This is a genomic window from Pseudomonas sp. REP124 (assembly GCF_020164475.1).
Taxonomy (GTDB): domain Bacteria; phylum Pseudomonadota; class Gammaproteobacteria; order Pseudomonadales; family Pseudomonadaceae; genus Aquipseudomonas.
Window position 1 is genome coordinate 1 of the sequence record NZ_JAIQWX010000052.1, and the last position, 25,910, is coordinate 25,910.

The window sequence follows — 25,910 nt, forward strand, 5'->3', positions numbered from 1 at the left end:
GCTCCGACTGCTCGAACACCTAAAGAGCGACGAGGTGAAGCACAACTCAAGGCAACGATTGCTCGAATCCATGCCGCATTGCAGGTGCTTCAACAACAGGCTGAGCCCTTCAAAAACATCAGTCATTTGGCAGATGAAGTCGCTCGTATCTGCGGCGTCGACCGCAGCCTGCTCTTGAAGCGTGGAAAGTCATACAGGAAGTGCCTCGACGCTTACCCAGGGCTCCTTGGCGATGGAAGTCCCCCACCCACCCCATACAACACGGACATAGATCCACTGCATCCGGTCATGATCCGAAACACCCAGTTGGAGGAGGAGAACGCCAAGCTTCGCAACATCGTGGACGATTTGTCGAAACGCCCCGTGCAGGCTGCCCGATCTCAGGACGCTGCGACCAAGACCAGCGGAGTGGCTGAGTACCGGCGCGAGTATGAAGTGACCTGCCAGTTGGTGGACAGGATCCTCGATCACAAGCGGGCCATTCGGATCATAAACGACACCCTGACCGACCTCTCAGATGTCAGCGGCATCCCGAAACCGATAGCCGACTCAACACTCATTGCCCCCTATGTCGAATGGAAGAATGCCCGTGCGTGAACTGAATGATCGTATCTCCAATGCTGAGGCTGAAGTTGGGTTGGGAGCTGGGGCTAGGTCAGCCGGGAGTGCTTCTGGTGCAGATGCTTCTGCAGGTGCTTCTGGTGGCGGTTCTGGAGGCGGTTCTGGAGGCGGTTCGCCGCATGAGGTGCTACGCGCCATGAAACCGGAACTGGAGTCGGCGAAGAGGCTGCGCCAGGTAGCCCTGGAGATCATCGAGTCAGGTAAGAGCGTGCCGATGCGGGCCGGCAAGATAAACCTTGCATGGCTGGCCGGGACGGTGGGGCTTACCAGGCAGGTCTTCTACGAGGGGCGTGGCGGGCCAGAGCTGTCCCAGCTTGCTGAGCTGCTGCTGGAGCATGTGCGATCTCAACCCTCCACCAAAGCCCATTCGCAGTACGACAAATCACTGGCCAGCTTACGAACCGAGATCCAGCTGCTCAGAACCCAGCTGCGAGATGCCGAGCATGGCTTGCAGCGTGCGGCTTTCCGGGAAGAGATCATTCGGTCAGGGAAGATCCTCACGTTCTGACTGGGCCCTTGGCAGGCCCCGCTTCGCGGCTCTACAGCAGCTTCCGTCCAGCTTCATTTCCCTGTCTTTCTACCCAACGGTGCATCAGGCCAATGGCAAAGTACTACTTCGTCCGGAAATTCACGCTCACTCTGGGTGGCGAGCGACAATTCCATCTCCTATCGCTGGCCACCGGGACATCCTTCAAGGCGCGACTCGATCCGGAGCTAGTGTCGAAACCCATATTCCCCGGCATGACCTATCGCGCGTCCATCGCTAAGCGTGGGAGGGGGCTGGTCATTACCTACCTGTACCCCGCTCTTTGCGTGGGATATGACGAATGCAGGGCACTGACGGGCTTCGTTAGTACACAGAAAGCGCTCCCCCAATACTCACCGCCGTCCGGTCTCGCGAGCGTTTTGGAACAAGCTGCTTTGCTGGAACAGCGCAGTGTGCGGCAGCTGCTTGACCATGAGAGTCGGTTCATTCTTGGGAAGCACCTGGGCGATGCTCAGACGGCCCAGTTGCAGTTCGCATGGCAGGAGTACCAGGCCTTCCAGGAGTCGGTGTCTGGACTCATGATCCAGGGATTCGATCAAGCCAGTGCGGAGCAGATGGTGATTTGTCTGCCACTAAACGCCTGCTTCCTCCTTATTCATCCCCCACTGGCACTGCCGTTTCTTGAGACCAATGACGACTCAGTTCTGGATCATCCAGGCTTCGATCAGACGCCTGGGTTGAGGAAGGCCTGGGCACTGCTAAGGCATCTGGAAGCCCAGTCAACGGCGGGGAACACCCTTGTTGAGGTCGCGTCTGTTTATGGGTGTGGGGCTGACGTGGTTGAGGTAAATGCGGTTGAGGTAGATGGCGGTGGTGATGCTAACGGCAGCGTCATCGCGGGCTCGGATGATGTGCTTGAGGCGATTCGCGAGTGTGAGGGCCACGGCTGGGTTGTGGCGACGGAGGGCCACGTTCAGCTCAAATCGAACCATATTCTGCAGAGCGCAGTACGCCATCATCTGACCAGAATCTGCACGCCCTTTCACCCAACCTATAGCGAGCGTGAGATTGAACACGCCTTCAGCCGCTTGAGCGCGTTCACCCCCGACATGTTCGCTTTCGACATGCTCGACGAAGTGACCTTGGCACTGAATTCACGCGTACTGCTCGTTCGATATGACGATGTCAAAGCAGCCGTCGAATTCACCCAGCAGTACTGTGCGGTCTCGGAGCTTTTGACGAATACCGTTCCGACCTCGGTGACGATCGCGAAGGCCAGGTGCGCGGCCTATGAAAATGAGTTAGGTCATGCCCCTGTCCCGTTCTACGAAATTACAGATGGCGCGCATGCCCAAGCAATCGTCGTACATCAGTTCAATCAGTTGCCCTTGTTCGAGATTTTTCAGCTGCTGGCAGAGCTGGAGAATGTGGTGAATTTGGTTGCGCTGGTCGATGCCACTCTGCCGGCCAATGCAGCTGTTGACCAGATGTCTCGCTACTTCGCCACCGTGGATGTCCGCATTCGCCAGCAAGGTGCTTTGCCAATCCAGCAATGCCTTCGGAAACTCTCCGAGATCGAGGTACGGATCGATGCAGAGGACGTTCAGCGCATCGCGGTGATCTGTGATTGCCCTGAGATTGCCCACCTGCTGAACCGGCGGTACAGCTCAGTTCCAGCAGTTACGAAAGTGCCTAAAAAGGGCGATCTCATTCGGCTCTCTCCACGTGGTCTTCGACGTAAGGATGACGCCCTGATTCGCATTGTGAACGTCAGGTCGAATGAGCTTTTTGTGGCTCAGTCACAGACGTATCGGATGATCAAAGCGGACGAGTTCGCGGGTTACTCATGGGATGCAGGATTTGCACTGAGCCCGAACGAAGGACTGGGGGTCGAGCTCCCTCCGGTACTGGTGTTCACCTCCGCTCAAGGCGGTGCTGGTGGGGAAAGGTCGGGGGCTGCCTTCGTCAGGAACCTGCAGGCGCAAGGAGTTCGAGTGATTGAGCACTGCGTGTATGAGATTGAGGGCTCTCCGAGGCTTCCGAGTCCTGGGACTTTGCAGCGGATTGTGCCGCTGGTTGAGTGATGTCAGGAACTGCTGAGCATTACTCCAACCATGCGTTGTGTCGGCTGCTCACAGAGCTCGCATAGACACGACCGATCAATAAACGCTTTGGCTCGGTATCCGCTGACTGAGACGCTTTTGAGTGCGAAGAGCCTGCAGATCATCCAGTTGACAAACCAAGATTTCTGCACAAAAATGCCGGTTGACAGTATCCCTTATTTGCACAGTTTTCGAGGTCGTATCGATGCACGAAACCCAGCACCCAAGTCATTTCGCACCCGAGTTGCTCCCCGAATACCTGGATCTGGTCTGCCAGGAAGTGATCTCAGTTGCGTATCAGGCGCTGGCTGATGCATCTACACCAAACGATACCGCATACACCCGCGCGACTCTGCTCTACGGGCGTCTCCAAGGGCTCTGTAAGGCGTTGGGTGCCGATGTGACCCTGCCATGGCTTGAGCTGCGAAACGGCACCATGGACTTCACGATCAGCATCAACGGTGTATTGCTACAGATCGTCACCGACGATCCTGATGCTCCTAAGAAACTGCATCGGCTCAAGGCCAATCTGGTCGAGCTGCACCAACTGAGTCTCTTCGAGGCCAGCCCCGAGGTTTCCACCTGGAGACTGTTTGTCGATGGGAACAACGACCTCGAATTCGCTGAGTTCAAAGCCACGATCGTGGGCTTCGATATCAACCAAAATATCCTTTGCCACTGGGCACATGAATACAAGGCCAGCGTGCCGGTCAGAACAAGCGATCTCCCTGCTCAAGTCGAGATCGAGGAACCTTTGGTGGTTCGCAGAAACAAAGACGCCGACACGAAAAAACCCGACGAACCTGGCAGCGTAGATGGACGATAGAACACAGCAACTGGCATTAGGCGACGAATTCTCTCCGGACAAGCTGCGCCTTGCGCGCTGCGCGTCCGGTTGGTCGCTTGCAGACATCGGTGACCTGCTTGGGGTTACCCGGCAGTATGCTCACAAACTGGAGGTGAATGGATTTCCCTCCGCCGTACAGCTGGAAATGCTGAGCACGGCTCTGGGCGTCACTCAGGAGTTTTTCTTTGCGCCTAGACGCAGCTCCGTTGAACTTGAGCAATGCCATTTCCGAAGCGTGCGCGCCTCAACGGTGACGGTAAAGAAATCGATTGCAGCTCAGGTTGAGCTTTTCGAACTGCTGATCGATGAGCTCGACAAAGAAGTCGCGTTCCCGGATATCAGCTTTCGGACACACGATGAACCAGTGACAAGCGTCGATACTATCGAACAGATTGCAGAGCGTTTTCGTAGAGAGCAATCGTTGGGGCTTGGGCCTCTCTCGAACGTCACCAGACTGGTCGAGAAGATTGGAGTGCTGGTCGTCAATATCGCTGAAGCGGATGACCGCATCGACGCGTTTTCCCTACACAACAAGCGCCCACTGATTGTTCGCAATACCGCGAAGCAGAACCCGTGCAGACAACGTTTCGACATCGCCCATGAGCTCGGTCACCTGGTGATGCACCAAGGTGTGGAAACGGGCTGCCGGCACACGGAAGATCAGGCCAACCAATTCGCAAGTGCCCTTTTGATGCCCAGGGCCAGCTTTGCAGGAGAATTCCCTGCAATGCGAGGCAGGTATCTCAACTGGCAAGCCTTGGGTGAGCTCAAGCTGAGGTGGAAGGTTAGTTTCAAGGCACTGATCTATCGGGCTCAGGCCCTGGATCTCATCAGCCAAGAACAGGCCAAGTCAGGCTTCACCTATCTGAATCGCAAGGGCTTCACACGGCGGGAAGATCTCGATGATCAGATCGAGATGGAATCACCTCGACTGGTGCAGCGCGCACTGGATTTGCTGGATCACGCTAGCTGGAGAAAGGCTCTCAAGGCCTGTGGGCTTACCCGTGAGATGGTTGAAAGCCGCTTCATGCTCACACCGCCTGAGCCACCTTTGAGGCTGGTCTGAAGGATCAATTATGAACCGGGTATAGAGCGAGAGGGAACTCGCTGTATCCGGATCTTGCGAGCCCCTCCAATCATTGAGGCCCTGCATGCCGAGGTTACTCAGGAAGTCTTCGACGCCAATCCGATGAAACAAGCAACGACCCCGCGCACCATCGTCTACATCGCACTCTAGCAATGTCACTCTCGTTGAGCTCGCTGCAGGAAGCTACTACACATCCAGTTGACCTGCTCGTATCCATGAGCGCGGCGAGCCGCACCCATGCCGCTCTGTACTGTGGCATGCCACGGGGGTAGTGTTGCCTAGCCTGCTTGCCCCCCTTTCGTCCAAGGCGGACTCACGCCTGTAAATCTGCCTCGTTGCCTAGTTGTTTTCGGCCCTGTCTTGGCCTCTAATCTACTCTGAGGTCGTTCAGCCCTCACTTACCACCAAAAAATCAAACTCCCATCTTCAAGATGGACTGTGTATTTGAGGAATGCGAATGACTGATATTCAAACGGCGCCGCCTGCCCCCTCCTTTCCGTCACTCCAAAGCTTCTGCGTTGACCTTCCGCTGTACGCCTTCTACAAAGTTACCGAGGAAAACTTCAACGACTTCTTAATATTCACACAACGGGACGCAGTCATCGACTCATTTTGTCCTTATTGTTCAAAAGACAGCACCTTCAAACGCCAGGACAACGGCTACAATCAAGGCCGCACAACCTTAGACTCATGGTGGGAGTATTTTCCATTCATCGAATTCAGATTCAAATGCAGTCGCGACAACAATCACGCGATAAGCTACAGCTTTCAATTTGATGAAAATCAAGGCGTACAAAAAATCGGTCAATATCCATCCACTTATGACGTAGCAGCTCCAAGTGTTAAGCGCTACCGAAAAATCTTAGGGGAAGATCGATGCCGCGAGCTGGTTAAAGCGATCGGGCTTTTCACACATGGTGTGGGCGCCGGAAGCTTGATTTACTTAAGGCGACTACTTGAATATTTGCTGGAAAAAGCACATTTGGAAGCCCAGCAGTCCGAGACCTGGAAGAAGACAAACAGTGTAGATTTTAGCAGAGCGTCGGTTGGAGAAAAAATTAAAGCGTTATCAGATTACCTACCAGAGTATCTAGTAAACAATAAAAAGATATATAGCGTGCTCAGCCTTGGAATTCATTCAGGCTCTGAAGAGGAATGCATGAAGCAGTTCCCGATCCTTAGAACAGCAATAGAACTTATCTTAGATCAGAAAATTGAAGATGCGAAGCGCAAAAGAAAAGAGAAAGAGATAACCACACTTCTTCACCAGTTCGGCTGAAACCATCTCAGTTTGAAAATGCAAAATAGCTACCCGACACATAAATAAAATATTTCGGGTAGCGCTGCAGGTACCTCTTTCCTGACCCTTCAAACCCAAACGTTCTTCAACGCGCCGACACGAATCTGAAAAAGTAACAAGCTAAACATTGAATTATGTTTGAGCTCAGCTACCCTTGATCGCAATTGGCCACTTCTCGGGTGATGGATGCGCGTTGAGCAGTTGACTGTAAAGAATTTCAGGGGCATCAAGCATCTCGAATGGAAGCTGATGGGACAATCCATTTGTTGCCTGATCGGCGTCGGTGACAGCGCGAAAACGACCGTGCTGGACGCGGTAGAGGCGGCATTATCCCCACGGTGGATGACCTTCAACGAGGCCGACTTCCACCACGCGAACACCGCTGAAGACATCGAAGTGGAAGTCACTATCGGCGAATTGTCCCGCGCCCTGCTCTCAGATGGTCGCTTCGGCCTGTATCTTCGTGGCCTCTCCCCTTCGGGCGAGCTCAACGATGAACCCGAGGACGCCGACACCCCAGCCCTGACAGTAAGACTTTCGGTCGATGCGACCATGGAACCCGTTTGGTCTTTGGTCTGCGATCGCTATCCAGCTCCAAGAATCCTTTCGAACAGGGACAGGGCCATGTTCTGCCTTGTCCGGCTGGCCGGTGACGAGGCACGCCATCTGACCTGGGCCCAAGGCTCAGTGCTCTCCAAGATGACTGAGGCCAACGATGAGACCGCGCAGATGTTGGCTCATGCTTATCGTTCTGCCCGTCAAAGTGCCAACCTGGGCTCCATCCCAGAGTTAGCCCAAGCTGCCGCCTCTGCCGAAACGGCTGCCCGCTCACTCGGCGCCTACATCAACCAAGCCTACTGCCCCGACCTTGAGCTTGGGCGAGGTGGATTCAATTCCAGCTCGATCGCGTTGCATGACGGCTCGGTACCATTGCGATTGGCAGGCCTTGGAACCAGGCGTTTGGCGACATTGGCTGTTCAACGTTCAGCCATCAGCGAAGGCGCCATTGTGCTCGTTGATGAGTTGGAGCAAGGCCTAGAGCCACACCGCGTCCTTGGCGCAATGGCGCAGCTCAAAAAATGGCAACAGGAGGCAGAGAAAGCGCATCTGGCTAAAGGCCAAATTCTCATGACCACTCATTCCGATGTCGTCCTGGCTGAGCTGCCTCCACCTTCCCTGTTCATCGTTTCCCGCTCGCCCGAAGCAGTTGCAGACATCAAACATGCCCAGGCAAGCGGAGATGTTTCCCGAGTTTTGAAGGGGGCTCCACGGGCTCTATTCGCCCGAAAAATTTTGCTCTGTGAAGGTGCAACAGAACTGGGAATGATGCTTGGATTGAGGGAGCGCTACCCCGACAGGCACGATGGTGTTCCGATCGAGCAACTCGGCGCGGCCATTGTTGATGGCGGCGGATCAGCGGCCCCCCCCCTGGCGCTGGCGCTCCGGGCGCTCGGATACGAAGTGGGTCTGTTCAGAGATTCAGATCGAAAACTGGACGCCCACTTTGCTGCCAAACTACAAGCTCAACGCGTGCGCGTCATCGAGTATGGGGGTGGTCTGAACACGGAGCGGGCGGTGTTCCAATCAGCCACTGATGCCCAAATTGACGGCCTGCTCGACCTGGTGGTTGGCTTCATCAGTGAGCCCACGTTAGTGGATCACTTAGAAAAGACCTTCAAAGGCCTTGATGTCGATGCCTGTTTCTGTGATTGGGATCTGGTTGGTTCCAGCCCAGACCTCCGGCTACGCCTAAGCGATCTAGCCGCCGAAAAAAGCTGGTTCAAAAATGCTGAGCGCGGTCGCGCTATATCCGCTCTAGTGATGCAAATTATCGACAACCCACATGTGTCGCCCATAGGCATATGCCTCCGCACCGTAGAGAGCTGGCTTTATGGTAACGCCTGAGTCCATTCTCACGCTCAGCCGTCGGGCCGTCGTGGCTCCAGCAGGCCATGGGAAAACGGAGCTGATCGCCAAGGTGGCCGCACTAGGGCGGCGAACCTTGGTACTGACTCACACACATGCAGGGGTTCACGCAATCCGGGCTCGCCTCCAGCGAATGCACGTGCCCAACGACAAGGTCGTCGTAGATACCATCGCATCGTGGGCTCGCCAGTATGTCCAGGCGTTCCCCGGTCGCTCAGGAAGGCTTGCACTTCACCCCAACAAGCCCAATTGGGATGACGTATACCTTGGTGCGGCTTCAATCCTGCAAAGCCCTGTCGTCCAGGAGGTCATCAAGGCCTCCTACGACCGCGTGCTGATAGACGAATATCAAGACTGCGAGCAGTACCAGCATTGGATTGCTGGCTGGCTATCCTGCATCGTTCCGACCGTTATTTTCGGGGATCCCATGCAGGGAATCTTTGAATTCGTCGAAACCAAAATCGGCTGGAGCGACTCTGTCGCAAGTTACTTCACCCACGCTTATGAACTTCAAATACCCCACCGCTGGGCCACAGCAAATACCGCGCTAGGTAAGTGGATTGCGGAAACTCGGCAAAAGCTGATGACAGGGGAGCCAATCGATCTGCGAGAGGGGCCCATTAACTACATCCAGAGCAACAACGCATTTGATATGTCATTGTTCTTTGATGAGTTCAACTCCAGAACCGGTTCGACTGCAGCGATAAATTGCTGGAGAAACACCTGCAATGACTTAGCCAAGAGCACCAGAGGTGCTTTTCAATCCATTGAAGAAATAGCGGCGAAGCGTTTGATGGATTTTGCAGAGATCTGGGATATGTCAGTGTCCGCGCCACAAGCACGCGCCGATGGGTTGAGGTCACTGATTGATGATGCGATCACTCGCGCTCCGGCAGCGCCAGGTCATCCATCCGACGCCATTCTCGATATCGAAATATCCGCAGCCTGGGCGGTACTGTCGATTAATGGGTCAGTTGAAAGTGCTCTGGAGGTGTTGAAGCTGGAAAGGAGCCACCCCCTATCGAGAACATTCCGAGGGGAGCTCATCGGTGATACCAGGCGAGCATTAAGTGAAATCATGGATGGCAGGCATCAGAGCCTTGTCGCTGCGTCGGAAGCAGTAAGGCAGCGCCTAATCAGGACAGGAAGAGCACCGGTGGCCAGGACAATTTCAACTCCGCTGCTCCTCAAAGGGCTGGAGTTCGACCACGTATTGATTCCCGACGCGATCCACTACACAAGGCAAAAATCTGCAGCCGCCAAGTCCTTCTATGTCGCCATTTCCAGAGCCAGGCACACACTCACGATATCTAGTAAAACTCCAATTCTGGAGTTCCCTCTGCCGAACCTTTAGTGGATCAAATTATTAGCGCTGCGCGGGGTGGCATGCTCCACCTGGGCGTCCTGCGCAGTGGTTCGTGATCGCCACCTTGGCGACAGTATTCCGATTCACTCGGTAGGGGGGGAGGCTTTCGAATTGACCCCTTCTTCGCTTGGAGTTCGGCTTAAATTCGTGGCGTCGTGCGAGCTAAATCAAGGATGCGCCTCTAGAACGCACACCCCTCCTTGGGCGTCAAGAATGCATCATGACAATTTGGGGCTGAACATATTGCATTTTACCCTTAGACACCCTTATTACCACCACGCGTCCTGCCTAAATATGATGCGTTACTAAAAACTGCATATTGATTTATGAGATAAATACCAATTTATAAAAACCACCTAAAATAGAGATAAATTAAACCCTCTTGGATATATTCTTACAGCACTGACAGTAGTTAAAGAATTCTTCCGAGAAAAAGTCTAGACTTTGATTTAATTTATACTTCGGAATTTTGTCCATATTGATTATTGAGCTTAGCAGCCAAAAATATTTGCACTCATCAATACTAACTACATCTTTAATTTCATCTGGCCTTAGATGGGGTAGTTGCACAAGCAGCCTTTTTGTATGATTAGAAGTCCGCTCCATATAATGATTAAGATATTGAGTCCATGTGCCTTTACGCTCCCCGAAAATTATTGGAGCTTGATCTAAACTATGGATCACACTGAAAGCGGCACGAATTTCTTCTAGTTCCAATGTAGCAAAATTTAGCGTCAAGCCTGTTTTTTGCGACATGCTATTTAAAGTACTTTCGCACTCTCTAACTATTCCTTTAAAATGATCATCCAGGTATGGCTGAATTACGCTTCGATCCGAAATCTCTTTTGCATGAACTGCAAGCAAGTAAAATAAATAGCTAGCAATGACAGAAGCTAAAATCGCTTCGACAATCAACCCAAACTGATACATACCAGACAAGGGTGCCGGTATAATATTCAAGAACTGTTTTATCACTAGGGCGATAGACGCATAAATCACCAGTCGATTTGCTTCTGGCGACGCACTTTTCAAGAATTCTAATAGCTTCATTTCTATCTTATCCGACTTCCTATATCTGATGACAATTTCGCTCTTACGCTTCTAATCTTAGCGTGTAAATTTGAAATTCGGCAGGTTGCGGCTCATCCGCCATCTAGGGAAGAATATCCATTCCCTTTTTCTACACAGGTTTTTACTCTCGACGAATGTGCTATTTGCCTTCACGAGCCATGGCCTCACGTGCACGCTGGATCTTACCTAGAACCTCATGAAACCTTCGAGGTAGTCTAACCACAGATATCTGAATCCAGACAAAGCCAACGGGAATCGCCTCATCCAGACGATCCCCATCTCATGACCCGGTCTATGCAGCTCAGTCGATGGAATCCACGATCAACTGACCTTCAGTCCCAACTGCTTCCCTGGTGATGAACTCTCGGATCATTGCTCGGTTAGCCGCGCTAATGGAGGCCCAGCCGCTAAGCCATAGTTTGTAGGCTTGCCAGGAGTAGCCAAGCTTCTTCTCCTTGCTCATAGTCTTCATCGAACGCCTCACTGCCTCCAAGTAGATGTCACTGATTGAGCTATTCCCTACGTCGAAAACACTGCCTAAGTGAATAAGCCAACTTGCAAGGTGATCATACTGCTCCCATGCACCTGCTTCCAAAGTGAATTCTCGCTTCCGCTCCAAGAAATCACCAATGACTTCCACCACACGTGGTTCTTTCAGGCTAAACCCCTTCGCCGGCAACGAAGCGATAACACGGAAGAAAGAATCCTCCAGTTTTATATAGGTGTCGGTAAAGCGTCTTCCACCTTCGACGACATTCGATATCGACTTTAAAGATTGCTCAGCAATAGCCGAGGCCTCCTCGGCACTGCGATTAAGTTGGGTGAAAAACTCCTTCACCCCCAGATCATCAACGACCCGGATGCCGAAGCTATGAAAATAGAAATCCTTGACAATCTGATCAACCTTTCTTCGTGATACGAAGAATAGATTAGATCCTATAACATGGTTATTTGCGAAAGCCTTATAGTCATTGATTATTCGCTTGAGATTGGTGTCACCCAGCGAATAGCCAATAATCACAACAGTGTTCTCGTGCAAGATAGTACTCAATTTTCTTGAGAAATATGAGTCACTACCCATGAAACGAAAATAGTCATCGGACGTCACCACCATGTTTTCCGGAGAATCAATCGATCCGTGAACATGGTAAACTTTTATTGCTGCAGAGGAGCGAGGAATTGGCCTACCAGGGGCGATGCTTTGAACCCTGTCGTTCCCAGCCAACGATTCAGAAAGCTTATCGTAATTCGTTGTAACTACCCGAAACGCATATTTTTTATAGAATTCCTTTATCTCATCGACATCGCCCTTGATGCAGAGAGATTCGATGATGCTCTTAATTTCGGTGTTGATATTTTTGCCATGCCGGCTCAGCCTCAGCTCAATCACTTGAGCTGCTTCTTCAAGGCTCAGAGGCTTATCACCCATGGCGGGGAACAACGTGGCTTTCAGGTCAGCACTATCAGGTAGGCCATCGCATACCTGCTCCAGCAAGTCCTGCCATCCCGGCGCTTCTTGATCTGATATCGCCTTAGAGAATCCTGTTCCGGTGAATAAGCACAGGCGCTGTGTAGCGGCGGCATAGGCGATCTCAAACATGCTGCTGTCCAAACTCAAACCCTTTCCCTCGCTCTGAAAGTCCCTTGAAGAGTGAATGACCCCGAAATCCTGAAAATGCCGGACGCGTACATCACCCTAGAAATGCGCCCCCTGATGCTAGCATTGTGCCACTCATACGAGAAGATGCCGGGCTGCGCGCGGTTTACGACCGCAACTGACCTAGCGTGATCTACCATGTGGACGGCTTTACAGTGAGCGACGACAGTCGGATACGACTTTCTGGGAGTTCGGAGGGTTACAGGGATGCCGATACAAGATTTGGCATCCGAACCCGTACGCCGACCAGCGGGCTGCTGACTGGAGGGATCAGCACCGGGCCGAGTTCAGCAAGGGCAAAGCGCCGAGTGGGTCGTGCACCATGGTGCACCGCGAGATTTCTGCGGGAATTGCCAGTAGCTGTTGGGTTCGGGGAGAATGGTGAGCAACAAGGCTACACGCTTTTCGTGATTTCTGGCCACGGGTTCTTCCCTCTACCCGCTCCATCTCACAAACACCTCACAGCCTCGTACTCCCTGTCCTCGAAGCCTTTTTTGCACCTTTGATAATTCGCCTTTCTGTGCCCCCGCCGCGTTAGCCGGCAAGCCTCCCATGCATCCACGACCTCGACCTAACATCCATAAATATGGTGAGTAAAGGCAATGGATCGCCCCCCCTGCAGCTTGCTTTGCATCTGGCCTTATGTAAGCCCAGTGAAGATCTGCTTTGACTACAACGCTGGATCAACACCTACAACGTCTAGCTAGACTAAGGTCTTTGGCTTCAAACAGACCGATGGAATGACCGAGTCACCGTACGTTACCTAGCGCGAGACCCTACTCGCAGGCAAGTACGGCACCGCCCATCTGCTCCAACAGTTCATCCTCCATCAATACGATGCTTCTAGGTACTCGTCGACATCGATAACCAGCGAGGGGCATTCGACATCCGACACTTTAAGATGTAGCAGGATTTGGAGCAGTGGTTCTGGGAAAATGGTCAAGCGTCGGATGGCTTCAGGGAGCTCGCTGAGACTGTCGAAGCTAGATGAATCCGCCGCGCGCAAGCCAACCGGGATGAGCTCATGCAGCTCAGGGAGATGCGTCCGGAAGACTACCCGCACGACGATGGGAGTGATCAACTGGACTCGTACAAACTGGCTTTAGCGCTTCGTGAGATGCACCGCGAAAGACATGTCGAGAAGGGCTTTCTCGATGAGTAATTGCAAGGCTGAGACAGCGTGGACGCCGACATGGCACTGAGCTATCGTTCTGCATCGCGCGACGTAGGCATTGGGCAGTTCACGGGCTGGCGATAGCGCATGAATGCAGCCCTTCCCTTCGTTGTCATATCTCATTCTGCATAGAACGGACTCCCATGATTTATCAATGCAACGGATGCAACAGAACCACGTTTGAAACCGCATGCCCGTGGTGCAACAGCTCTCAGATTCCCCCGACAGCAGAGCTACGTGCACAGCATCTAACGCCTCTCGACCCGTCCTTCTACCCGGATTTCCAGTACCAGTCTAAAGGGCTCATCATGGATTTTCTGGGCAAGAAAAAAGAGCAGGCACAGCTGAATGACCTGCTCAACAACGTGTTGAGAAAGTACGCGCAGCTCAAGCAGCCCTACTTCACGAACTTCATTCACACCACCAGAGAAACTACGTCTGGAGCTACTGATGTCGGCGTGCCTGGCCCTAGGATGGATGGAGCATACACGGAGCGTGAGCTATTCAGAGAAGTACTGATCAGGAAGGGCTTCGATGAGCTTGAGGGCTTGCCGTCGCTGCTTGATAAGCTGCTGCTGACTACCGCATTCAGCTCAACCTATGCGGGCTTCTCAAGGGAGCTCAGCCGACACATCAGGGCTGACCTCAATGAAACCCTCCGGTCGTGGATCGACGAGGCAGGAACGACATTCCGCTCTGACCTGGCTCTCTTCTACTACTACCTCTGGGAGAACGACGTTTCCTATCCGGGTGTGCAATTCAACGCCCAAACAAATGCGTCGGCAGCCACAGCGCTGATGACGTTGCAAGCATTCCGTAGTGGGCTCAGCCTGTGCGAGGCCATCTACTTCGACATATTGGTTGAACGTCTCGGGAGCCAGCTTGAGCACTTCAATCCGAACCGGTTTATCACCATGTACCTCGTGGATGCGATGGACGGATTTCAGTTCGAGGCGTTCTTGGTTGAGATCTTCCAAACCATTGGCTTTGACGTGAAAGAGACCAAGAAGACCGCCGACCAAGGTGCTGACCTTTTCGTAAGCCGATTCGGCAAGAAAATGGTCATCCAGGCCAAGAACTACACGGGCTCGGTGGGCAATGCTGCTGTCCAGCAGGCGATCTCGGCAAAGGCGTTCTATGGCTGCGATGAAGCCATGGTCGTCACCAATTCGTACTACACCAAATCCGCCAAAGAACTGGCTACCACAGCCGGCGTTAGGCTCATTGATCGGGAAGGACTGCAGAGCTATCTGGACGACTACAACCAGAAGCTGATTGAGGTATTCCAAGCCGAGTCGGAGGTGGAGCAGTCAGAGTAGGTTAAACCTGACTGCGCGAACGCCTTATTCGCTTATCGAACCTTTAAACACAGAAGAATTTAGATGGCCATGAACTTTCATAACATTAAATATCGCTCAGGGTATAGCGGCCCAACCCGCAACGTAGGACTTCTTCGGTCTGACAACTGGGACGACTTTGGATTCAAGAGCACCTTCAGTTTGATCTTATACAACGACCAGGGAATTGAACTGAAGATAGGCGATCTAAAAATTGGCTTTCGGGGCCAGACGGAGGGGTGGACTGAAGAAGCTATACCTCAGGAATTTACGCATTTAGAATCCAATTTTTTCAGCCTTGGACAAGATGCAGATTATTATAAAAAACTGGTAAACCTCTGCCCCGGCCCGCTCGCCTTAGAAATTCTCACGGCCCTGGGTGACGTTGCTTATGACTCTGTAAAACGAGAGATAGCTGAGAAAGAGAGAGTGTTTGGCACCTCATTACTTCGCGTTACGAATCGGACGACTATAGACAATCAGTACGCTAAAATCATTAAGGGCGAAGCGCCGCTTACTGAATACCATTTTTGCTTTGAAAGAAAGGGATCCGATACATTCTCACAACTCGGACTTGAGTTTATAGTTAATCCTGACTCAAAACCCTCATCCAACCTCCACGTTTTAATCGGGCGTAATGGGATAGGTAAAACAACAATACTCAACGCCATGGTCGACTCACTGTTTACTGGTGAAAACAAACAGCCTGACCTGGGGTATTTCTACAAAAGCCATATTTTTAGTTCAAAAGCACGCTTAGATGACCAATACTTCGCGGGGATAGTTTCTGTATCTTTTAGCGCGTTTGACCCTTTCGAGCCACCACCTGATCAATCCGATTCATCTGCCGGAATGCGCTATAAATACATCGGATTGAAGTCTCGTATAGAAGAAGAGGAACGACCAGCTTGGGGGCTTAAAGACAAGCCGAAACTATGCAAAGATTTAGCCCTCAGCCTGAGCTCATGCCTTTCACTGCAGGCAAAAAAAGAACGATGGATAACTGCGATAAAAAAATTAGAGTCAGATCATAATTTTGAAGAAATGAATCTCTCGCAGTTGATAGATCATTATGAAAAAGACCCATCAGAACAAAAAACCAGTTTCATTGAAACCAGCTCTAGATTCCTAAACAGAATGAGTTCCGGGCACGCGATTGTACTGCTCACAATCACTCAACTGATTGAAACGGTTGAGGAAAAAACTCTGGTATTGATCGACGAGCCTGAAAGCCACCTCCATCCGCCACTTCTGTCTGCCTTTACCCGAGCATTGTCTGACCTACTCACCAACCGAAACGCAGTTGCGATAATTGCCACACACTCGCCCGTGGTACTCCAAGAAGTGCCCAAATCCTGTGTATCAATCATAAATCGAAGCAGGCTGGTTGCAACGGTAGACAGACCTGACATTGAAACCTTCGCCGAGAACGTAGGGACGCTGACGCGCCATGTCTTCGGACTAGAGGTCTCTAAGTCAGGATTCCACGACTTATTGGAAAAATCGGTACAGGGTGGAAAAAGTTATGAGGAGATTGATGCGGAGTACGGGGGCGAGATAGGTCTTGAGGGTCGAGCTCTTCTCAGAGCAATGACAACCGCCAGGGATAAAGCAAAGGGAGAACAGATTTGAGACGTATCTCTCCCCCCACGGTCAATGCAGAAGATCTATTTGTCACCTGCGTGAACAGCGTATCGAACATGGATCTACGCGCCAGGCTAATGTCATTACTACCTGACATCACCAACGCTGCTATTGAGTACTCCATACAAGGTCATTCACAAAGTTTATACACTATAGCAGCTTGCAATGTTAAAGATGAAGACATAGTAATTGGACAAGTAACAAAAAAAGAGCTGAAGAGTACGTACTCAGATCACATGGCTCCTCAGTCGAAACCTGCAAGAAATGTCTACGATTTGATCATGGCGACGGCGCCAAGAAGACGATGTCCTTTCTGCGGCCTGGGTGTGGCAAGCACCTTGGATCATTACCTTCCGAAGGCAAAATTCCCTCTGCTTTCGGTAACCCCTCTCAACCTAGTGCCTGCGTGCAAAGATTGTAATCATGGCAAACAAGCATCTATTGCTACCGAACAATCCAAGCAAACACTGCATCCGTACTTTGATCGTGAAGAGCTTGAGCGTGAGCAATGGTTGTTTGCGGATCTCTCGCCTACAACGCCTCCAGTATTGGAGTTTAAAGCCATCCCACCTCATGACTGGCCTGCAGTAGATAAGCAACGAGTTATCACTCATTTTGAAAGCTACGGATTGGACGTGAGATTTTCGGTGGAATCCAGCAACGAGTTAGCGAGCCTCCGGGAAATTTTGAGCATCCTATGGGAAAGTGATGGCGTAGATGGCGTCCGTGATCTCTTAACGGTATCTGCGCAGGGGAAGCGTCGCCAGCATGCCAACTCGTGGGAAACTGCAATGTTTCAAGCCCTCGCCGGTAGCGATTGGTACTGTGACGGAGGCTTTAGAGATTTCGACTGATATGGAGGCAGATCCACGAGACTGGAGGTGTATTGGATGGGGGGCGACCTTGGAACGCAAATGAATGGAGCTGCGAACAGGGCTGGAGTGGCGTAGCCGGCTGGCGGCGCCGAGGCGGTTGGACGTCGCGATCACTCTATTCGGCGACAGCGCGCTCGTCCTGAGTTGATTGCCTAAGCCCATTCAGACTCTTGGCGGTCGCCAACTGCGCATTCATCTGCTGCTCTAGATCAAACGAATCACAAAATATCTCCTATACGTTAATCCCCCTCTTCCCCAACCATGTTTTAGGAGCAACCAAACGTTGGCTGACCGCTGCCACGCTATCAGGCAGCTCGTGAACCCTTCAGCCAAATTTTACACACGGAGGAGTTATGCCTTTGTCCCACTAACATACTCAAATCTCGTCAGGTTGTCTGGTGCAAATCATTCACCGCCGCCGGGCTCGCAGATTCGCCCATGACAACGACCAAGATAATCAACTAGAATATTGACCAAGCAAGCAAACACATATATAAATAAATTTACAAAACCTAAGCACGAGCGAGACACCAGCCTTGAAAGCATACAAATATAGAGATCCATCTAGCAGAACCTTGGAGATACTTTCAAATCGCACAATATACTTTCCACTTGCGGCCCAACTTAACGACCCTTTAGACTCACAAATAAATATTGATGCCGAATATCAAAAAGTTGTAGACCTGTATCCACCACACCATAGCGAAGAATATTTAAGAAAATCTTTTTTGATCCATATTTTGAACCAGCATTCATTTATGGATAAGCACGGAAAAGAAATTGGGCTTAATGGGGCCTTGCAGTGGTACATGTCTACATTGGGAATTTACTCACTATCTAAAACCCCAACAGATGCACTATTATGGTCACATTACGGAGGATCTCATACAGGCATAGCTATTGAATTCGACACAAGCTTAATACTAGACAAAAATATATTTATACGTGAAGATATGAAATATTCAAAACTTCCACCCTATCAGGATTTATTTTTGGACTTAGCAAATAGGCTTGGTGAATTTGTAAAGCCTTGGGAGAGCGACAACCAATACGAGAACGATTTAGGTGATAGCTTTTACACCAAACAACTATCAGAGTTAATGCACGCCAATCTTTTTGTCAAATCGGAAAAATGGAAGTACGAAGAGGAATACCGACTAGTTAGTAGTAGAACTGGAGGACATGAATTCCCTGCTGAAGCATTGAAATCGATAACCTTTGGAATCAAGGCAAACTTAGAGTTTATAAAGAGGGTTGAAAAAATAATAAATACTGCTGACTATAAACACGTCAATGTGAACTTCGTTCAGCATAGAACCGGTAGTTTTGAATTTGAGCTAACCAAGACATGCAACACGCTCATGAAGCTGGATAAAATCACTTAGCGTAAACCATCATGGTGTCAAGATTTTTGTGAACTCCAGAATGAACGTTTGCCTCGGAGACGAGCCGCCCTTTTGGAATTTTTCATTTCAGCAAGAAGATAAGTGAGGGCGTAAACTCTGGTGTCCACCTGTCCCGGGGTCGTGTGAGCAAATCTTCAGCCAGGAAAAATCCCTTAACCTTGCGATGACTTCGACATGCAAAAGCATCGCGATAGCAACTCTCCAAGGCAAACGTATGGCGTTTCCGTAGGCTAATTTAGTACGTGCTGACAAGGGCGCTACCTGCTTGATATCGCCGACCTACCAAGCGTTTGGCAGGATCTCCCTAGCCATGTCAACGAATGTGAGATCCAGCCTTTGGAGAAGGCTATTTGATGGCGAGCGTACCCAATCGGCAGAGGGGTATGCCCCCCCCCCGCTAGCCGATGGTTGAACGGCACAAGGTTCGAGGGTAGACCGCATCGAGCATCGCTAGAAGGTTACGAATGCTTCATGCACCATGGTGCACCATGGTGATATCAGAGAATACTCAGCATATACCGAGGATCGGACGACTTGAAGACTACACGGCTACACGCTTTCAGGCGTTTCTGTCCAATAAGGGTTCGATTCCCTTCACCCGCTCCACATCTCCTTTCCATGGATGTCTGTACAAATCCACGGAACGCAATTAGTTCACTGAGCTGAAACGGATTTTTCCGAGCCTTCATTCCAGTGACATCCAGCGAAATCCACTGACAACTAACTTTTTTAGCTCACACAGTGGACCATAGCTCCGGCTATTCCGGGTTTCGCTCCCCCCTTCGAAGACTATTGCATCCAACTCTAATTCTGAGGGTTGGGCATGCTCACCAAATTCTAAAGTCCGACAGACTAAAGCCACTGGCAAAAACTACATGCTCAGTGATTCCAACGGCCTGTCTCTGTTCGTTTCTGATGGCGGCTCGAAGCTCTGACACTCTCGTGCTCATGGCTGGGGAAACGCAGCCGTCTCTCCATGGACGCCTTTCCCCCATTGTCGTTGAAAGGTACCCGCGAATTGCGCGATCAGACCCGGACGATGGTCGCCAAACACATCAATCCCCGCATCGAACGCAAACAGAAACTCAATGCCATCAAGATGGCAGGTGACAACACATTCGTTTCTGCCTTAGAAAAATCCGCTCAAGAGCGACACCATAGTTCCTGGTTAAAATTTGAACAAATGTCAGAAACAGTGCTATGGTTCTGACATTGCATTAAATCCAACAGCGGTGCCGTCATGTCGAAACTTCCCGAATTCATCATCCAGCGCAGTCAGTCCTTACCCGAAGGCGAAGTCCTGTCGCCGAGAGAGTTTCTGAGCCTCGGTAGTCGCGCCGCTGTGGACCAAGCGTTTTCGCGTCTGGCCAAGTCTGGAAAGCTGATGCGCATATGCCGCGGCATGTATGTCGCGCCGGTGAAGAGCCGGTTCGGTACTCGTGCACCGGAGCCGGAAAAAGTTGTCCAGGCTCTGGCGGAGAAAACCAGTGAGACGGTGACTTCGAGCGGGGCCAGAGCAGCCAACAACTTGGGGTTGACGCAGCAGGTTCCCGTTCGTCAGGTTTTTCTCACCAGTGGTCGTGCACGTACATTGAAGATTGGGAAGGCAGAGATTCAAATCAAACATGCGCCGAAGTGGATGGTTGCACCCTCAGCCGCTGGCGAGGCCGTTCGCGCCCTGGCCTGGCTCGGCGAGACACAATCCGAAGACTCGATCCAAACATTACATCGTCGTCTTTCGGAAAGTGAGTGGTCGCGCTTGATGAGCCTTCGGGCAGTTCTCCCTTCCTGGATGGGCGCGATGATCGGGAGGGAGGCTCTTCATGCCTGATCATTTCTTCTCGCTCTCCTCAGCCGATCAAAGGGAAGTGCTTCTCCAGGCAGCGTCTGACCTTGGTCGTCCTGCTTTCTTGTTGGAGAAGGACTTATGGGTGGTATGGACTCTGGGGAAAATCTTCTCGAATTCTGCGGGAGATCATCTGACGTTCAAGGGCGGCACTTCCCTCTCCAAGGTCTACCGTCTGATTGACCGATTCTCGGAAGACATCGATCTTACCTACGATATTCGGCAGATATTGACCGAGGCAGATAGCGAGATACCTCCCAGTAACAGTCAAGCCAGAAAGTGGAGCAGCAAGGCCCGCGATCTACTCCCAGGCTGGGTTGAACAGTCCGTTTATCCCATGCTGACCGAGGCGCTAGCGGCAGAGGGTTTAGAGGCAGAACTTATTCAGGATGGTGACAAACTGTACTTGCACTATCCTGCCAAAACACCGGTTCATGATTACGTGACGCCCAGGGTAATGCTTGAATTCGGTGCCCGATCTACAGGGGAGCCCCACAGCCGAAATCATGTTGTTTGCGACATGGCCCAAGCCAATCTCGAAGGCATTATTTTTCCTGAAGCTAACCCGATCGTGATGGATGTAGCTCGTACCTTTTGGGAGAAAGCTACTGCAGCGCACGTGTACTGCGTACAAGAGCGGCTGAAGGGCGAGCGATTCGCCAGGCATTGGCACGACCTGAATGCCATCGTGCAAAATCACCAGTTCAAGGAAGTCATTTCACGTCGAGACATTGCTGCACTCGTCGCAGATCACAAGTCCTGGTTCTTCGTGGAAAAATCTGCAGACGGCGCCATGATTGACTATCGACATGCGGTGAGCGGCAATCTTCGGCTGGTGCCAGTAGGAAGTGCTCGAAAGAATCTGGCGCAAGACTACGACAAGATGCTTGAGGGTGGAATGTTCGACAGCGCCCCTCTGGAATTCGATGAACTGATGGCTGCATGCGAAGAAATCGAGGCTCTCCTGAACGCAGCGGCGGCTACCACACCACTATAATTTTCTTGCGAGATAGCTGTGTTGCTCCCGCTACCTCAAGCAAAACGATAACGCTCGGCACCGGTCGCAGGATCGCAAGTCATACCCTTGATGGGTCAACCACCCTGGAACATAATGCGGCCCTGCCCTCCTACCGAGGGCAGACAAATCCATTACTAGCTAATAGGTTGGGTGCGTTGGTCATGTTTCCTTCACCCGCTCCAACCGAATTTTTGTCTTACGTTGTTTTTTGACGGGGGATGCAGGTAAAGAAAAAACCGGCCTTGATGGCCGGTTTTTTTGTGTCTCGGATTCAAGGTGACGCATTACCTGTCCAGGTTTACTTTCGTGGCTCACGCCTCAGTTTCGCGCACGTCTCCAGATAATCCGTGACGGCCCCTTCAAAAGCCATTCGAAGCTCTGTGACTGATTCGCCGTGAAACCCCACAACGTCCTTGATGCCCGCAATGTGGCCGACGAATAGACCGTCTTCATCGCTGTAATCAATTCGGGCCGCGTAGCCGTTGTAATTCATCACGTGGTCCTGTCCTGTACGCGCAAAAGCGCCGCTTATCCAGAAAAGGATGGCGGCGTTTTCGCTTCTGAGATTTTGCTTTTGGAGTGGAACAGTGATGAAGATATCGGGTGGTTCTGCCCGTGTTTGTAGGCGAAATCCGAGAGTTGCGTAGGGCAGTACGCTTACTGCGTTTCGATATGGCTGTGCACATCCAACGATCAGTATCCTCAAGGAAGGCTAGTTGCTAGTAACAAACTCAGGGTGACTGCTTGGTTTCATTTGTTTCACAACCCGAGAGCTCTTCAAGGAGGATGTAAAATGCTTTATCCGATTGCGATTTCAGCAGGCGACGACAAGCATGCGTGGGGTGTGGAAGTCCCGGATGTTCCAGGCTGTTTTTCTGCTGGTGAAAATCTGGAACAGGCAATCATCATGGCCCGCGAGGCTATAGAAAGCCATTTCGAAATTCTGGCCGAGACCGGTACATCGATTCCTTTAGCCAACGACGTAAATATGCATTCAGCTAATCCAAGGTACGCCAACTGCATCTGGGCCTTAGTGGAAATCGGCTGAACCCGTATCCGTATGGTTTTCATATAAATCCGCCCCTACCCGTAAAGATCCCGTAGCGCCACATTCCACCCACCAACAGATGCCCTATCCTCCCGGCTCACCCTTCATTAAGAGGTCGGCATGGACAGTTCGGAGTTGGGGATCATGATCATTTCGATGATCGGGTTGTTCGGCTTTGCTTCGTTTGTATTTGAGTACCTGAGTGCCAGGCGCGCGAGGAAAAGGAGCTGAAATCCGGGCGCTCCGACATTCGAAAAAAACTAAAGATCGCAGCCTTCGGCACCTCCTACATGGGATTGCGTCCCTCCTGTAGGAACTGCCGAAGGCTGCGATCCTTTTGGCTCTTCAAATCAAAAGCAGAATTTTCATCTCGCCGCCGATGTCTGAATTTCAGGTTCACCCCAATAAGGAAAAACGGCCATGAAATTCGCAAAAGTCGCGCAGAAACTCGCCCTCTGGACCGGTAGCCCCGGGACGTTCCTGGGGGCAATCACTCTGATTTTCCTGTGGGGGTTGAGCGGGCCGATTTTCGGGTTCAATGACACCTGGCAACTGATCATCAACACCTCGACCACGATCATCACTTTCCTGATGGTGTTCCTGATCCAGAACACGCAGAACCGCGATACCGACATTCTGCATCTGAAGGTCGACGAGTTGCTGCGCGTGACGAAAGAAGCGCAGAACGCGATGCTGGGGCTGGAAGCGCTGGACCTGAAGGAACTGGAGGCGCTGCGCAAACACTATCGCAGCCTGGGTGAAGGCCAGACCGTTTCCATCGACGGCACCGTCGTCGAGGAAAAGGGCAAACACAATCTCAATGACTGTTGAGGGATCGTGCGCGGATGAGCCCGCGCACGCAATGCCCTAGCGACTGGCTTGCAGGGCCCTGGCCATTTGCAAGTGATTTTGCAGTTTGGGCAGGGTTTCTTCGGCGTACGCCTTGAGCTCCGGCACGTCGGTGGTTTGCGCGGTTTGCTCGAGCTGCTCGATGGCTTTTTCGGTGGTGCTGACCTGACTGGCCGCGTAGGCCTCATCGAAGTTGCTGCCGTCCATGACTTGAGGCATCAAGGTCTTGGCCTTGTCCACCACCTCCTCACGAGGGGCCACCGGCAGGTCCAGTTGCCTGGCGATTTTTGCCAGGTGCTGGTTGGCGGTGGTGCGGTCGTTGATCACCACGATGGTGTAATCCTTGACCTCTTTTGATTCGGATTTCTGATGCGCCAGACGACTGGCTTCGATTTCGGCGACGCTTTGCGCCGAGGCATCGTTGATGAATTCAGTGGGTGTCTGGGCGAAGGCACTGCCGGCGCTCAGGCCCATCAAGGTGACGAAAAAACTGCTGCGAAAACGGGTGGCCATACGGTTCATGGTCGCGCCCTCCTTTAACAATTCAAACGGGAGCTTTCGCCCCCGTTTCTCAATCAAAACCACCTGCGTCCATTAACGGGATTTCTGCCCGCCCTGTCCGCCTTTACGGCTCATATCTGGCTTTGGCTCTTTGTCGACAGTCGTGGTGGTGGTTTTCCCACCTTTACGATTGGCTTCATTGGCTTTGGTTCGATCGTTGGCCATGTGTTCCTGGTTGGAGTTTCTTGAGTTAGGCATGATTCTCTACCTCTTGGTGATAATCGCCGCGAGCTGTAGCCCGCATAGACTCTGAATTTGCGCGTCCCAAAAGGTTTAGAAAATTGCGCCTACGCACTGACGAACGGCAGCCTGGGATCAGACCAGGCGCAGGTGATGCGCACGCTTGGCGGTGTACATCGCCTCGTCGGCATGCCGGAACAGTTGCTTTTCTTCGGTGCCGTTTTCCGGGTATTGCGCCACGCCGATGCTGGGCTGAATGTGCAGGCTGTGCCCGTCCAGGCGCAGCGGCTGAACCAGGACCTGGCGGATCTTGCCAGCCACGCAATCGGCATCGCCCGAGGCGTGGATGCTGTGCAGCAACACCACGAATTCATCCCCGCCGATGCGCGCCACGGTGTCGGTTTCCCGTACGCAGCCCTTGAGCCGATTGGCGACGGTCTGCAGCAGCATGTCGCCCACTGCGTGACCATGGGTGTCGTTGACCTGCTTGAACCGGTCAAGGTCGACATACAGCAGCGCCATGCGCCCGTTGTCTTCCCGCGCCGAGGCCAATGCAATCTTGAGTCGGTCTCGCAGCAATTCGCGGTTGGGCAACTGGGTGAGCTGGTCGTACTGGGCCATGCGTTGCAGGCGCGCATGCAACTGTTTGCGCTCGATCGCCGTCGCCACCTGCGCGCACACGTACTGCAAGAGTTCCTTGTCCTGCTCGGTGTAGCGCTCGCCGCCGGGGATGCTTTTGACGATCAGCGCGCCAATGGTGCCGTTTTGCGAATTGAGCGGCACTCCCAGCCAGCAGGGTGAGTTCTGCCCGGCCACCAGCGCTTCGAAGCCCACCGGTGGGGTGTCCTGGTCCGGCGTCAGGAGGATCGGCATTCCCGTGTTGATCACCTCGGAGCAAAGGCGTCCGGTGATGGTGCCGGGCTGCTCGGGTTGCGGCTCGTGGTCGTCGACGTGATAGGGGAAATTCAGTTGCGCGCAATGTTCGTCATACAGCGCCACGGAGAAGTTCATCGCCGGCAACCACTCGCCGATGATCAGATGAATTCGCTTGAACAGCGCCAGCAGGTCTTCCGCCGCGTGCGCAGCTTCCGATATCGCATACAGCGCCGCCTGCCGCGATTCGGCCTGCTTGCGCTCGGTGATGTCGCGGGCCACGGCGATGCGCAACTGATCGACCTCCGACCAGCGCGCCGACCACAGGATGTGCACCACCCGGCCATCCTTGCGCAGGTAGCGGTTCTCGAAATTGAGTTTGGGTTCGCCTCCAATGATGTCTCGCGCGGCGTCGAGGGTGCGCTGGCGGTCGGCCGGGTGCACCAGATCGATCATCATCCGGCCGATCAGCTCGTCAGGCGTGTAGCCGAGGATGCGCTCGCAAGCCGCGCTGACAAACACGAAACGGCCCTGTTTATCGACTGCGCAAACGGCGTCCAGCAAGAGGTCGATGTAGCTCGCCAACGGAGCGGAATTTCTGGTGGTCATGATGCCGAACGCGTTTCCGAACTATG

The 25,910-nt window shown here is 52.3% G+C and carries 21 protein-coding genes and 2 pseudogenes; 17 read left to right on the forward strand and 6 right to left on the reverse strand.

Going from position 1 to position 25,910, the window contains the following annotated elements; all coding sequences use genetic code 11:
- The 8 genes from K9857_RS14625 to K9857_RS14660 all read left to right on the forward strand — a co-directional run.
- Nucleotides 1–597 (forward strand): hypothetical protein (locus tag K9857_RS14625; RefSeq protein ID WP_224536907.1); only part of this gene is annotated, 597 nt, incomplete at its 5' end.
- A 160-nt stretch (nt 598–757) separates the two neighbouring features.
- A complete protein-coding gene (locus tag K9857_RS14630) occupies nt 758–1,129 on the forward strand; it encodes a hypothetical protein (RefSeq protein ID WP_224536909.1) in 372 nt (123 codons plus the stop codon).
- A 92-nt stretch (nt 1,130–1,221) separates the two neighbouring features.
- Nucleotides 1,222–3,192: a hypothetical protein gene (locus K9857_RS14635; protein WP_224536911.1), complete on the forward strand. Its 1,971-nt coding sequence runs from the start codon at nt 1,222–1,224 to the stop codon at nt 3,190–3,192.
- A 223-nt stretch (nt 3,193–3,415) separates the two neighbouring features.
- On the forward strand, nt 3,416–4,036 hold the full coding sequence (locus K9857_RS14640; protein ID WP_224536913.1) for a hypothetical protein: 621 nt from the start codon (nt 3,416–3,418) through the stop codon (nt 4,034–4,036).
- Entirely contained in the window at nt 4,026–5,123 is a 1,098-nt protein-coding gene (locus K9857_RS14645) for an ImmA/IrrE family metallo-endopeptidase (RefSeq protein WP_156310234.1), read from the forward strand. Before K9857_RS14640 ends, K9857_RS14645 begins: the two co-directional genes overlap by 11 nt.
- A 478-nt stretch (nt 5,124–5,601) precedes the next feature.
- Nucleotides 5,602–6,423: a hypothetical protein gene (locus K9857_RS14650; protein ID WP_224536915.1), complete on the forward strand. Its 822-nt coding sequence runs from the start codon at nt 5,602–5,604 to the stop codon at nt 6,421–6,423.
- Nucleotides 6,424–6,630: 207 nt separating this feature from the next.
- Nucleotides 6,631–8,349, forward strand: coding sequence for an ATP-dependent nuclease (locus K9857_RS14655; RefSeq protein ID WP_224536916.1), 1,719 nt, complete (start codon nt 6,631–6,633; stop codon nt 8,347–8,349).
- Nucleotides 8,350–8,503: 154 nt separating this feature from the next.
- Nucleotides 8,504–9,724: a UvrD-helicase domain-containing protein gene (locus K9857_RS14660; protein WP_369811427.1), complete on the forward strand. Its 1,221-nt coding sequence runs from the start codon at nt 8,504–8,506 to the stop codon at nt 9,722–9,724.
- Nucleotides 9,725–10,108: 384 nt separating this feature from the next.
- Here the strand turns inward: K9857_RS14660 and K9857_RS14665 are convergent, their stop codons facing one another.
- Both K9857_RS14665 and K9857_RS14670 read right to left on the reverse strand, forming a co-directional pair.
- Entirely contained in the window at nt 10,109–10,786 is a 678-nt protein-coding gene (locus K9857_RS14665; RefSeq protein ID WP_224536919.1) for a hypothetical protein, read from the reverse strand.
- A 322-nt stretch (nt 10,787–11,108) separates the two neighbouring features.
- Nucleotides 11,109–12,407, reverse strand: coding sequence for an SIR2 family NAD-dependent protein deacylase (locus tag K9857_RS14670; RefSeq protein ID WP_224536921.1), 1,299 nt, complete (start codon nt 12,405–12,407; stop codon nt 11,109–11,111).
- 1,374 nt (nt 12,408–13,781) lie between these two features.
- On the opposite strand from K9857_RS14670, the gene K9857_RS14675 reads away from it, so the two are divergent.
- From K9857_RS14675 to K9857_RS14705, 7 genes are all read left to right on the forward strand, one after another.
- Entirely contained in the window at nt 13,782–14,957 is a 1,176-nt protein-coding gene (locus tag K9857_RS14675; protein ID WP_224536922.1) for a restriction endonuclease, read from the forward strand.
- 63 nt (nt 14,958–15,020) lie between these two features.
- Nucleotides 15,021–16,607, forward strand: a complete 1,587-nt coding sequence (locus tag K9857_RS14680; RefSeq protein WP_224536925.1) for an AAA family ATPase — start codon at nt 15,021–15,023, stop codon at nt 16,605–16,607.
- Nucleotides 16,604–17,473: an HNH endonuclease gene (locus tag K9857_RS14685; RefSeq protein WP_224536927.1), complete on the forward strand. Its 870-nt coding sequence runs from the start codon at nt 16,604–16,606 to the stop codon at nt 17,471–17,473. Before K9857_RS14680 ends, K9857_RS14685 begins: the two co-directional genes overlap by 4 nt.
- Before the next feature lie 557 nt (nt 17,474–18,030).
- On the forward strand, nt 18,031–18,879 hold the full coding sequence (locus tag K9857_RS14690; RefSeq protein ID WP_224536930.1) for a DUF2971 domain-containing protein: 849 nt from the start codon (nt 18,031–18,033) through the stop codon (nt 18,877–18,879).
- A gap of 997 nt (nt 18,880–19,876) precedes the next feature.
- Nucleotides 19,877–20,110 carry a hypothetical protein gene (locus tag K9857_RS14695; protein ID WP_224536933.1) on the forward strand — a complete coding sequence of 78 codons (234 nt, stop codon included), beginning with the start codon at nt 19,877–19,879 and terminating at the stop codon, nt 20,108–20,110.
- A gap of 30 nt (nt 20,111–20,140) precedes the next feature.
- Nucleotides 20,141–20,731: a DUF6088 family protein gene (locus K9857_RS14700; RefSeq protein ID WP_224536936.1), complete on the forward strand. Its 591-nt coding sequence runs from the start codon at nt 20,141–20,143 to the stop codon at nt 20,729–20,731.
- Entirely contained in the window at nt 20,724–21,743 is a 1,020-nt protein-coding gene (locus K9857_RS14705; protein WP_224536938.1) for a nucleotidyl transferase AbiEii/AbiGii toxin family protein, read from the forward strand. Before K9857_RS14700 ends, K9857_RS14705 begins: the two co-directional genes overlap by 8 nt.
- A gap of 322 nt (nt 21,744–22,065) precedes the next feature.
- On the opposite strand, the pseudogene K9857_RS14710 reads toward K9857_RS14705, so the two are convergent.
- Nucleotides 22,066–22,257 (reverse strand): annotated as a pseudogene (locus K9857_RS14710) (type II toxin-antitoxin system HicB family antitoxin); the annotation flags it as partial.
- Between the two features lie 300 nt (nt 22,258–22,557).
- Here K9857_RS14710 and K9857_RS14715 point away from each other — a divergent pair.
- Nucleotides 22,558–22,806, forward strand: a pseudogene (locus tag K9857_RS14715) (type II toxin-antitoxin system HicB family antitoxin); the annotation flags it as partial.
- A 426-nt stretch (nt 22,807–23,232) separates the two neighbouring features.
- On the forward strand, nt 23,233–23,643 hold the full coding sequence (locus K9857_RS14720) for a low affinity iron permease family protein (RefSeq protein WP_224536939.1): 411 nt from the start codon (nt 23,233–23,235) through the stop codon (nt 23,641–23,643).
- Between the two features lie 36 nt (nt 23,644–23,679).
- On the opposite strand, the gene K9857_RS14725 is transcribed toward K9857_RS14720, so the two are convergent.
- The 3 genes from K9857_RS14725 to K9857_RS14735 form a co-directional block, all read right to left on the reverse strand.
- On the reverse strand, nt 23,680–24,183 hold the full coding sequence (locus K9857_RS14725; protein WP_224536941.1) for a DUF4142 domain-containing protein: 504 nt from the start codon (nt 24,181–24,183) through the stop codon (nt 23,680–23,682).
- Nucleotides 24,184–24,255: 72 nt separating this feature from the next.
- On the reverse strand, nt 24,256–24,420 hold the full coding sequence (locus tag K9857_RS14730; protein ID WP_224536943.1) for a stress protein: 165 nt from the start codon (nt 24,418–24,420) through the stop codon (nt 24,256–24,258).
- A 117-nt stretch (nt 24,421–24,537) separates the two neighbouring features.
- Nucleotides 24,538–25,884, reverse strand: coding sequence for a sensor domain-containing diguanylate cyclase (locus K9857_RS14735; RefSeq protein WP_224536945.1), 1,347 nt, complete (start codon nt 25,882–25,884; stop codon nt 24,538–24,540).
- Between the last annotated feature and the right edge of the window lie 26 nt (nt 25,885–25,910).